General features: G+C 31.2%; 12 protein-coding genes. 11 read left to right on the top strand and 1 reads right to left on the bottom strand.

The genetic code is table 11. The features are described 5' to 3' along the window. Positions 1-10 precede the first annotated feature (10 nt). A complete protein-coding gene (locus tag LCI24_RS14490; RefSeq protein ID WP_274641018.1) occupies positions 11-736 on the bottom strand; it encodes a hypothetical protein in 726 nt (241 codons plus the stop codon). Positions 737-1,110: 374 nt separating this feature from the next. On the opposite strand from LCI24_RS14490, the gene LCI24_RS14485 reads away from it, so the two are divergent. The 11 genes from LCI24_RS14485 to LCI24_RS14435 all read left to right on the top strand — a co-directional run bounded on the left by LCI24_RS14485 (position 1,111) and on the right by LCI24_RS14435 (position 11,279). Then, positions 1,111-1,293, top strand: a complete 183-nt coding sequence (locus LCI24_RS14485) for a hypothetical protein (RefSeq protein ID WP_274641017.1) — start codon at positions 1,111-1,113, stop codon at positions 1,291-1,293. 41 nt (positions 1,294-1,334) lie between these two features. Then, positions 1,335-3,065 (top strand): tetratricopeptide repeat-containing sensor histidine kinase, encoded by a 1,731-nt coding sequence (locus LCI24_RS14480; RefSeq protein ID WP_274641016.1) that lies wholly within the window; start codon positions 1,335-1,337, stop codon positions 3,063-3,065. A 2-nt stretch (positions 3,066-3,067) separates the two neighbouring features. Next, positions 3,068-3,733, top strand: coding sequence for a helix-turn-helix domain-containing protein (locus tag LCI24_RS14475; RefSeq protein WP_274641015.1), 666 nt, complete (start codon positions 3,068-3,070; stop codon positions 3,731-3,733). A 361-nt stretch (positions 3,734-4,094) separates the two neighbouring features. Beyond that, entirely contained in the window at positions 4,095-4,301 is a 207-nt protein-coding gene (locus LCI24_RS14470; RefSeq protein WP_274641014.1) for a hypothetical protein, read from the top strand. A gap of 10 nt (positions 4,302-4,311) precedes the next feature. Further along, entirely contained in the window at positions 4,312-4,545 is a 234-nt protein-coding gene (locus LCI24_RS14465; protein WP_274641013.1) for a hypothetical protein, read from the top strand. Beyond that, positions 4,545-4,823 (top strand): membrane protein insertion efficiency factor YidD, encoded by a 279-nt coding sequence (gene yidD, locus LCI24_RS14460; RefSeq protein ID WP_274641012.1) that lies wholly within the window; start codon positions 4,545-4,547, stop codon positions 4,821-4,823. Before LCI24_RS14465 ends, yidD begins: the two co-directional genes overlap by 1 nt. Before the next feature lie 20 nt (positions 4,824-4,843). Further along, positions 4,844-5,080 carry a hypothetical protein gene (locus LCI24_RS14455; RefSeq protein ID WP_274641011.1) on the top strand — a complete coding sequence of 79 codons (237 nt, stop codon included), beginning with the start codon at positions 4,844-4,846 and terminating at the stop codon, positions 5,078-5,080. A gap of 92 nt (positions 5,081-5,172) precedes the next feature. Beyond that, positions 5,173-7,029 (top strand): DNA topoisomerase IV subunit B, encoded by a 1,857-nt coding sequence (locus tag LCI24_RS14450; RefSeq protein ID WP_274641010.1) that lies wholly within the window; start codon positions 5,173-5,175, stop codon positions 7,027-7,029. 93 nt (positions 7,030-7,122) lie between these two features. Beyond that, entirely contained in the window at positions 7,123-7,614 is a 492-nt protein-coding gene (locus LCI24_RS14445) for a hypothetical protein (protein WP_274641009.1), read from the top strand. Positions 7,615-7,698: 84 nt separating this feature from the next. Continuing rightward, the gene (locus LCI24_RS14440; RefSeq protein WP_274641008.1) at positions 7,699-10,413 is read left to right on the top strand and encodes a DNA gyrase/topoisomerase IV subunit A; all 2,715 of its coding nucleotides are present in this window, start codon (positions 7,699-7,701) and stop codon (positions 10,411-10,413) included. Then, the gene (locus LCI24_RS14435) at positions 10,413-11,279 is read left to right on the top strand and encodes a mechanosensitive ion channel family protein (protein ID WP_125067321.1); all 867 of its coding nucleotides are present in this window, start codon (positions 10,413-10,415) and stop codon (positions 11,277-11,279) included. The genes LCI24_RS14440 and LCI24_RS14435 overlap by 1 nt, the downstream gene beginning before the upstream one ends. Positions 11,280-11,288: the final 9 nt, after the last annotated feature.

Raw genomic sequence — 11,288 nt, 5'->3', positions numbered from 1 at the left:
CGGCTTTTTTTTATGGTCTGAAACCTTCTTTCTCCAAAATGTAAGGTGTAATAGGATCTAATTCTTTCAAAGTTTCAGGGTGTATGCCTCTATCTGTAAAAAACTCTCGTTTCCCTTCTGTATTACTTCCATACCAAAAGTTTGGGTTACCATTTGTGAAAAACTCCATGCCTTTGGTAAGTGTTACCTTTTTAAAGGTATCAATGTCTATAGAAAGTGCATCTCTACTTATAGCGTTTTTAGTAGTGCAAGAAGTTTTTTTATAGTGGTCTTTTTCCCAAACGAAGCAGTTACCACTATTAAGGAATGACACTCTGTAAATAAATAAAAAAGGGACAATTATAATAATCCCCACTACAATAATAGATTTTTGTTTTTTTACTTTTTCCTTACCAGGAGAATTCTCTATGTTATAATCAAACCCTTCATTTTTTTTAGAAGACTTATTCTTAGAAGAAGTGTGTTTGTTTACATAATCTTCATAATTCTCATAGTTTAAATACTTAGCTATAAAATCTCTTTGGTGGCTATTAGGCAAACTTACACTTACTCCTTCTTTTTCTTCCACATACTTTTCGTAATACCGTTTGGCCTTTCTTTCGCTTATATAATTTTCATCATTATAGCCTACTTCCTGTAACTCGTTAGCCCAAAAAACAGCCTTTGCATTTTTATTGGTTTTATACTCATTTTCCTCAATAGCATTAAAAAAATCGGTTATAAGTTGTTTAATCATGGTTATTTGGTGTTTGGCCAAAAGTATCCAAAGTGGTCACTTTTTGGTTACGGTTAACCATAAAGTGCACAAATACAGTATGGAGAAAAATTGGTTAAATAATGGTTCATTTTAAACCTTTTTCATTGTCAATATTTGCATCAGAATTAATCGAGAAAACAAAAAACAAAACAATCGATTGGTTCTAATTATAAGATAAACATTAGTGGATTTTCGTAGAGGGGGAGCTACTAAAAAATACTGATGTTCATCTTCACTTCCCGCAAAAGAGATGCGCACCTCTTTTAAAAATTCTACACCCAAACTCGGTGTAACTGTGCCCAAGCAAAGTGCTGGGACAGGATAAATACTATCAATTTTTAAAAGAAACAAAAATGAACAAGGTTTTATTAATTATAACATTTTTAGTAACAAATGGATTATACACTATAAATACAGATTCAACCACTGTAGCACCTGAAACAAACTCTACGGAAACAACGACAAGTGATACAGATACAGGTGGAGGAAATGGTGGAGGAAATGATATTGATCCTGATCCAGAACCAGAAGATTAAAAAAAAGTTAGTTTTATAAAGTAATTTAATAATTTAGGAGGATGAAAATAAACAAAGTAATCCTCCTGTTTTTATTATTTAATTACTTCACTAGCCTTAGTCAAGTAAAGGATGTAAATAGAAAAATATTAGATATAAAGAAAGAAATATCTAGTTTAAAAGATAGAGAATTAGCTAAAAAGTATTATAAATTAGGGTATTATTATAAAAAAGTAAATGAAATTGATAGTGCATATAAATATATAAATTTATCAAAGAAAGAATATGAAACTATAGGAGACAGTATAAAAATTTCAGAAAAATTATTCAGTTTAGCAAAAATAGAAACAGAAATAGAACTGTTTTTTAAAAGTGATTCTACATCAATAAAGGCTTTAAAATATCTGAAAAAGAATAAGAAAAGTAATGTTTTAACTTCTTCGTTATATAATCTTTTAGGAGTTAACTCCAATTTAAAAGAAAATTACAAAGAAGCTGTTTACTGGTATAGTAAAGCAATGGAGTTTACAAAAGATTCTATACAGAAGTACCGATATAAAAATAATATAGCAAATAATTATGTCTCTTTAAAAAACTACAAATCTGCTATCAAAATTTATGAAAATTTATTATCAAACCCATATAAAGATAGTATTGGAATTAATTTAAGAGCAAAAGTTATAGATAATTACAATTATGCCAGATTGTTAAATGGAGATAATGTAAAAGAAGAAGATTTTTTAAAAAACCAAGCTCTAAAAAAGAAAACTAAAGATTTTGGTTCTTTAGCGAGTAATTATTTTTATTTACATGTTTATTATAATAAAGTAAATAGACCTGAAGAAGCTGAAAAATATGCAGATCTAATTTATAAACTAGCTTTAAAGTATGAAATGCCAAAATATATACTTTTAGGAATTGATAGAATTTTATTATCAACAAAACCAACAAGGCTTCAAAAGTTAGCGTTGGAAAGAATAAAATTGAATGATAGTATTTCTTCTTCAAAAAGAAAATTGAGAAATAAATTTATAACTAATATATATAATTATGAAGAAGAAAAAAAACAAAAACTCGAAGCTAGAGCTCGTTTAGCAGAGTCAAACCTTAGTTTAGAACAACAAAAATCGCAAAAACAACTCTGGATTTTTATAGTTATTCTTACCATTCTATCCTCAATAGTCTATTTCTTTTACAAAAGAGAAAAAACTAGAAAAGAAAAAGCCATAGAAGTCTACAATACAGAAACCCGTTTGTCTAAAAAAATACACGATGAATTGGCGAATGATGTGTATTCAGTAATGAATACTTTACAAAATAAAGCAGAAACAGATACCAAACTACTAGCAAGGGTAGAAAAAATATACGCTCAAACTAGAGATATTTCTCATGAGAATAGTCCTGTACTTACAGGAGAACATTTTGAGAGCTTTTTAAAACAGTTGTTTATAGATTTCACGAACGATACTTGTAAAGTAATCCATAAAGGATTAAAAGAAGTAGTAGTAAATGAGTTACCAAAAGAAAAACAAATAGTACTATACAGAGTATTGCGAGAACTCTTAGTAAACATGAAAAAACACAGTGAAGCAAGTTTGGTGCTTATTACATTTTCGCTGTCTAAAAAAACATTATCTATTGCATATCAGGATAATGGGAGAGGTGTTAAAGACTTATCAATAAAAAACGGTTTGAAAAATATGGAAACCCGTATTAAATCAGTAGGAGGTATTATTACTTTTGAATCAAAGCAAGAAAAAGGATTTCAAGCAAAGTTTCACTTTAAAAAGTAGTTATGTTCAAAAAAATATTGATAGCAGAAGATGCCGATTTCATGTCAAGTGGAATTCAAGTAGCTTTAGAAGACATGCAAATACCTACTATAGAATATGCACAATACTGTGATGAAGCTTACTTAAAATTAAAAAAGGCATGGTTAGATAAAGAACCATTTGATTTATTAGTAAGCGATTTATCATTTAAAGATAACATACATGAGCAACGATTAGAATCAGGAGAAGATCTTATAACAGAAGCTAAAAAACTACAACCAGCTTTAAAAACTATAGTATTTTCTATAGAAGACAAACCATATCGAATACAGCAATTATGTAACGAGTTAGCAGTAAATGCGTATGTATGGAAATCTAACCATGGACAAAAAGAACTAAAAAAAGCAGTACAGTCTGTTTATAACGGCGAGTTTTTTATTACTCCGCAGTTAGCACATGCCTTGCGAAATAAAGAAGCATTTGAGATTACAGATTACGATGTGTTTTTACTAAAACATTTAGCTGAAGGATTAGATCAAAAAGAAATTAGCGGAGAACTAAAGAATCGGAACATTAAGCCAAGTAGTATAAGTTCAGTAGAAAAACGCTTAAAACTATTAAAAGAAAATTTTAATGCCAATAATCCTACCCAACTCATAGCTATTACTAAAGATTTTGGGCTTATTTAAAAGTGTAGTTTGCACAGGTATTTTTGTCTTAAACATCAGACAGTAGTGTATGAAGTCACAAGACACCACTGTCTAGTGTTAAAGAATAGTAGTGTCGGGTGTCACAATGCAAGCTTAGAGATATAGCTTATCCGAAACTAGAGTTTAGACTTTCTTTTTATTTTCAAAAGAACTATTAAACTTGATATATATAGTGGAAATGTCTTTTCGTGCCTAATGGAAAAGGTATTTTGTGCCTAGTAGAAGTATTATTTCGTACTTAATGAAAAATTTAATAATTAAGTTAACCTTATGGAAACCCGTAAGGTTTTGCTTTTTTATTAAGGTAGGTTTGTGAGAAAACTAATCAAAAAATATAGAAATGGCAAGGTATTATGTAAACAAAAATGCACAAACTAATGGAGATCATGAAGTTCATAAATTAGAGTGTTCTTGGATTCCTAAAGTTGAAAATAGAATTTATTTAGGGGAATTTGATAATTGTAAAGATGCAGTCAAAGAAGCTAAGAAGTATTATAACAAAGTTAATGGTTGTTACTACTGTAGCAAAGAATGTCATACTAGTTAATTTATAAGTTATGGAATACAAGGTAGTGCCTTTTTATCCTGTGATAAACAGAGATAAGGATAATTCAAAGAAAGTAGCAAAACAATTAGAAGATATCATAGAAAACTTTACGAATCAAGGGTGGAGATATGTTCAACTGGAGAGTGTTGAGACCTATGTAAGAGCTGATCCAGGTTGTTTTGGCTTTGGTGCAAAACCTGGGTTTACAGCATATAGACAAATGATTGTTTTTAGTAAAGAATAATGAAATATTTGTTACTTCTTTTTATAAAAATATATTGGAAATTTAAACCAAAAGATAAATCAGCTAGCTGTATTTTCAGAGAATCGTGTTCACATAATGTATATAGAGAAACATTAAATAATGGAGCAATAGCAGGTTTACGAGCTCTCAAATATAGGTTTGAGAACTGTTCTTATGGTTATGAGTTGTACATAAACCCTATAAACAAGAAGAAACAAATAATTCTAAAGAACGGTGAAGTACTTCAAGAAGAAGAAATAGCAAAGAGATTATTGTGATAACCAAAACTAAATAACAAATGAAAAAAGTCATAATAATGCTACTATCAGTAGGTGTGTTAGTGGCATTTCAAAAAGTAGAAGACAAAAAAGTGTATATCTGTAGCAGTGTAGCAAGCACAAAATATCACTTTAAAAAGAATTGTAGAGGATTGTCGCAATGCAAAGCAACGATAAAGGAAAGTACAGAGAATAAAGTGAGGAGATATGGGAGATTGCTCTGTAAATGGGAGAAGAAAGCATTAAAAAAGAAATAAAACGAACTCTGTTGATAACTATATTAACAGAGTTTTTTATTTTTTCTGGCGAAGTACTATTTTAGCACAGACTTCAATTCACACGATTTTTTATGACGCAAGAAACACAATATACCGAAGACAATATACGCTCGCTCGATTGGAAAGAACATATCCGCATGCGACCTGGGATGTATATTGGTAAACTTGGAGATGGATCATCACCAGACGACGGAATTTACATTTTGGTTAAAGAGGTTTTAGATAACTCTATTGATGAATTTGTCATGGGAGGAGGTAAAACCATAGAAGTTTCTGTACAAGGAAATAAAGTAATCGTTCGAGACTATGGACGTGGTATTCCGCTAGGAAAGGTAGTTGACGTAGTTTCTAAAATGAACACAGGAGGAAAGTACGACTCTAAAGCCTTTAAAAAATCAGTAGGATTAAACGGAGTAGGTACCAAAGCAGTAAATGCGTTATCAACCTACTTTAGAGTAGAATCTAACCGTGACGGTAAATCAGCTTCAGCAGAGTTTGAGAAAGGAAACTTAACGAATCAAGAATTACTGGATGAAACATCACGTCGTAGAGGTACTAAAGTAACCTTTATAGCAGATGAAACAATCTTTAAAAATTACAAGTATCGTCCTGAATATATATCTAAACTATTAAAAAACTATGTGTACCTAAACCCAGGGTTAACCATTGTTTTTAATGGAGAAAAGTTTTATTCAGAAAACGGATTAAAAGACTTATTGGAAGACAACAACAACAAAGAAGATATGTTGTATCCAATAATTCATTTACGAGGAGATGATATTGAAGTAGCAATAACACACAGTAGAACACAATATTCAGAAGAATACCATTCGTTTGTAAACGGACAAAATACTACACAAGGAGGAACACACTTAAATGCCTTTAGAGAAGCAGTAGTAAAAACAGTTCGAGAGTTTTTCGGAAAAAATTTCGATGCTTCCGATGTACGTAAATCAATTATCGGTGCCATTTCAATCAAAGTAATGGAGCCTGTTTTTGAAAGTCAAACAAAAACGAAATTAGGTTCTACAGAAATGGGAGGAGACTTACCAACCGTAAGAACCTATATTAATGACTTTGTAAAAACACAGTTAGATAATTATTTACATAAAAATACAGAAATAGCTGACAAACTTCAAAAGAAGATATTACAGGCAGAAAAAGAGCGTAAAGAATTATCAGGAATACGAAAATTAGCTCGTGAACGTGCAAAAAAAGCAAGTTTACACAACAAAAAACTACGCGATTGTCGTATACATTTTGGTGACACTAAAAAAGATGGGTATTTAGATACTACGTTGTTCATTACGGAGGGAGACTCGGCAAGTGGTTCGATCACCAAATCTCGTAATGTAAACACACAAGCAGTATTTAGTTTAAAAGGGAAGCCATTAAACTCGTATGGGTTATCTAAAAAGATAGTGTACGAGAATGAGGAATTTAACCTACTACAAGCAGCTTTAAATATTGAAGACGGACTGGAAGACTTGCGTTATAACAATATTGTAATAGCAACCGATGCCGATGTAGATGGTATGCACATTCGTTTGTTATTAATAACATTTTTCTTACAATTCTTTCCAGAAGTAATCAAAGAAGGACATTTGTATATTTTAGAAACTCCGTTATTTAGAGTACGAAATAAAAAAGAAACCATTTATTGTTATTCAGAAGAAGAAAAGCAAGCTGCGATAAACAAACTAAGAGGAAAGCCAGAAATTACTCGATTTAAGGGGTTAGGGGAGATTTCTCCTAACGAATTTGTCCATTTCATTGGAGATGATATTCGTTTAGACCCAGTAATGTTAGACAAAGAAATGTCGATAGAACAAATGTTAGAATTCTATATGGGTAAAAATACTCCTGACAGACAAAAGTTTATCATTAACAACTTAAAGGTTGAGTTAGACTTAGTAGAAGAAGTTTAAAATGAAAGAATCTTGTTTAAAGATAGATGACAGAATAGATACAAAGTATAATTAATGAAGATTATTAAACTATCCTCCAAAGATATAACTCATTTGAAAAAACAGATAAAAAATGATTATATGTTATTGTTTTTTATGATGGTTATATTAATACTTTTTTGGTACTTATTTAATGATAATGGAATTTTTGGAAAGTTAATTATAGTATTTGGAGGAATAGGTATCCTTGGGATATTTTTAAATAGGTTGGTAATCTATCAAGATTTAATAGAGAAAAAAAAATATTCTGGAGAATTTAAGGTAATAGAAAAAATTGAAAGAGTAAGAGGCGGAGGGCATGATACTGATTCTGGTTATATAAGTAGTGTTGAAGATATTATATACTTAATTAAATTCAATGATTGGCGGATAGGAAATATAAGGTTTGAAAAGGAATATTGGGAAAAAGTATCTGAAGGAGATTTTTTCAAAATAGAACAAGCTATAAATTCACAATATGTGTTAGAAATTAGCAGAGGTGGAGAAGATTTTAATAAAGCTGTTGCATTAGATTACAATGATAGAAAGAGTAGTTTAGATAGGTAAATTACTTTTTTTAAAGATATATGATTCAGGCAAAGAATAAAAATAAACTAACTCTTAAACGAATAAACGTTTAAACATTCATATATGAGTGAAGAAAACAATAAGTACGAACAAGACGAAGAATTAAATCAACCCCTTGAAAATACAGAGACTATAACCAAGGTTACGGGAATGTACAAGGAGTGGTTTTTAGACTATGCTTCGTATGTAATTTTAGAACGTGCAGTACCGTCAATGGAAGATGGGTTTAAACCAGTGCAACGTCGTATTATGCATTCAATGAAAGACTTAGATGATGGGCGCTATAACAAAGTAGCAAATATTGTTGGTCACACAATGCAGTATCACCCTCATGGAGACGCTTCAATAGCCGATGCCATGGTGCAAATGGGACAAAAAGAGCTGCTAATAGACATGCAAGGTAACTGGGGTAACATTTTAACAGGAGACCGTGCCGCAGCCTCTCGTTATATTGAAGCACGTTTATCAAAATTTGCGTTAGATGTTGTTTTCAATGCTAAAACTACTGAGTGGCAAGCTTCGTATGACGGACGTAAAAAAGAACCTGTAAACTTACCCGTAAAATTCCCTTTGTTATTAGCACAAGGAGCAGAAGGTATTGCGGTAGGATTATCAACAAAAATATTACCGCACAACTTTAACGAGTTAATAGATGCTTCTGTAAAGTACTTAAAAGGAAGAAGTTTTACTATTGTACCTGATTTTTTAACAGGTGGAATAGCAGATGTTACCAATTATAATGATGGTAAAAGAGGGGGGAAAGTAAGAGTAAGAGCAAAAATATCAGCTCTAGATAAGAAAACACTGGTAATTACAGAAGTTCCTTTTGGTACAACTACATCATCATTAATTGATAGTATTTTAAAAGCCAATGATAAGGGCAAAATTAAGATTAAACGTATTGAAGATAATACAGCAGCTAATGTTGAAATCTTAGTGCACTTACCAGCTAATGTATCACCAGATAAAACGATAGATGCATTATACGCTTTCACTAATTGTGAAAACTCAATATCTCCGTTATGTTGTATTATTGAAGACAACAAACCTGTATTTATTGGGGTAACAGAAGTCTTAAAAAAATCGACAGACTTCACAGTAGAGCTGCTTAAACGTGAATTAGAAATTCAGTTACACGAATTAGAAGAGCAATGGCATTTTGCTTCTTTAGAACGTATTTTTATTGAGAATAGAATTTACCGTGATATTGAAGAAGTAGAAACTTGGGAAGGAGTAATTGAAGCAATTGATTTAGGGTTAAAACCGCATACTAAACATTTAAAAAGAGAAGTAACTGAAGAAGATATTGTTCGTTTAACAGAAATAAGAATTAAGAAAATCTCTAAGTTCGATATAGACAAAGCGAAACAATTTATTGAAAGTTTAGAGGAAAAAATAGCAGAGGTTAAACATCATTTAGATAATTTAATTGACTTTGCCATAGACTATTTTAAAGAGTTAAAATCAAAATACGGAAAAGGGAAAGAACGTAAAACCGAAATCCGCATTTTTGACGATATCGTAGCTACCAAAGTAGTAATGCGTAACTCAAAACTCTATGTAAATAGAGAAGAAGGATTCATAGGAACATCCTTACGAAAAGACGAATATGTTACAGATTGTGCCGATATTGATGATGTTATAGTATTTAGAGAAAATGGCTCTATGGTAGTAACTAAAGTAGACTCTAAAACTTTTGTTGGTAAAGGAATTATTCATGTTGCCATATTCAAGAAAAAAGATAAACGTACTGTTTACAACATGATATATCGTGATGGAGCGAAAGGACCTTCATACATGAAGCGTTTTAATGTGACGTCAGTAACTCGTGATAAAGAGTATAACTTAGCCAATGATGATTCGAAATCAAAAGTATTGTATTTTACCGCAAACTCTAATGGAGAAGCTGAGGTGGTAACTATTTTACTCCGAGCAGTAGGAAGCGTTAAAAAACTAAAATGGGATATAGATTTTGCCGATTTAGCGATAAAAGGACGCGGTGTTAGAGGTAACTTAGTAACCAAGTACTCAATTAAAAAAGTAGAGTTTAAAGAAGCAGGAGTTTCAACTTTAAAACCTAGAAAAATTTGGTTTGACGATACAGTACAACGTTTAAATGTTGATGGTAGAGGAGAACTTTTAGGAGAGTTTAAAGCAGAAGATAAAATTTTAATAGCAACTCAATCAGGAAAAATCAAAGCAGTATCACCAGATTTAGCGATGCATTTTGAAAACGATATGATTGTGCTAGAAAAATGGAAACCTAACAAACCAATTTCAGCAATCTATTTTGATGGTGTAAAAGAACGTTATTTTGTAAAACGATTCTTAGTTGAAACACCAGACAAGGAAGAGCTTTTTATATCAGAAGACGAGAAATCAAAGTTAGAAATTATTGCTACAGATTATCGTCCTATGGCTGAGGTAATTTTCTCAAAAAGAAGTTTAGACAAAATAGAAGTTAATTTTGAAGACTTTATAGCAATAAAAGGAATTAAAGCTCAAGGAAATCAATTAACAACAGACAAAATAAGAACAGTTAATTTATTAGAATCATTACCTTATGAAGAGCCAGAAGAGGAAAAAGTGGAGGATATAGAGGTAAATGATGAAGAAGAAATTAAAGAAGAAGCATTACCTTTGGAAGTAGAAGATGCTAAGCCTAAAGATAAAGAGTTTGTAGAGTCTAAAGAAGACAAAGCAAAGAAAGCGTTGGAAAGAGCACTTCAAAAGAAGAAGAAAGATAAGGATGACGAAAGTCAAACAGCGTTGTTTTAATGGATAAGCTTTTACCATACCGTTTTAATTTAGATACCTTTTTTGGTGTTTTAGGGTACATTATCGTTGTATTTCTAGTGTCTTGGGTTATTTCTAGATTGGTAAGAGCCATTATTTGGCAACTAATTAAGAGTAAGAAAGAAGATCGTTTTGGTAGAACAAGTATTCAGTTTTTACGTAATTCAGTATCTTTTGTAATAGGGCTTTTAAGTGTCATTTATGTAATTATGACCGTGCCTGCTTTTAGAAGTAAAGCGACCTTAATTTTTTCTGGAGCCGGTATTTTAGCAGCCATTATAGGTTTTGCTGCACAAGCAGCACTATCTAACTTAATAGCAGGAGCTTTCATAGTTATTTTCCGTCCATTTAGAGTAGGAGACTATATTAAACTGGACGATACAAGAGTTGGTATTGTTGAAGACATAACGTTGAGACATACCGTAATAAATAACTTTGAAAACAAGAGATTGATTATACCAAATTCGGTAATAAGTACAGATTCTATTTTAAATCATACTATAGAAGATTCTCATGTATTGAGTTTTAATAATTTTAAAATAGGGTTGAAAGCAGATATTGATTTAGCACGAAGAATTATACAAGAAGAGGCAGTTAAGTTACCAACTGTTATTGATTATCGTACACCAGATCAAGTGATGAGTGATATACATCAAGTAGATGTTCGTGTTATTGATGTTTACCCAGACCATATTCACATGCGTGCTTATGTATGGTTAAATGAACCATTTCAAGAATTTAAGACTAAATGTGCTTTAAAAGAAGCGGTACATAAACGTTTTCTTGAAGAAGGTGTTGACTTGCCAATACCAATTAACATAAATGAAATAATAAAAAGAGCAAACTAAGTTTGCTCT

Source organism: Tenacibaculum larymnensis (assembly GCF_028829235.1).
Taxonomy (GTDB): domain Bacteria; phylum Bacteroidota; class Bacteroidia; order Flavobacteriales; family Flavobacteriaceae; genus Polaribacter; species Polaribacter larymnensis.
The sequence above is the reverse complement of the archived record's forward strand: the minus strand, read 5'-3'. Positions and strand labels throughout refer to the sequence as shown.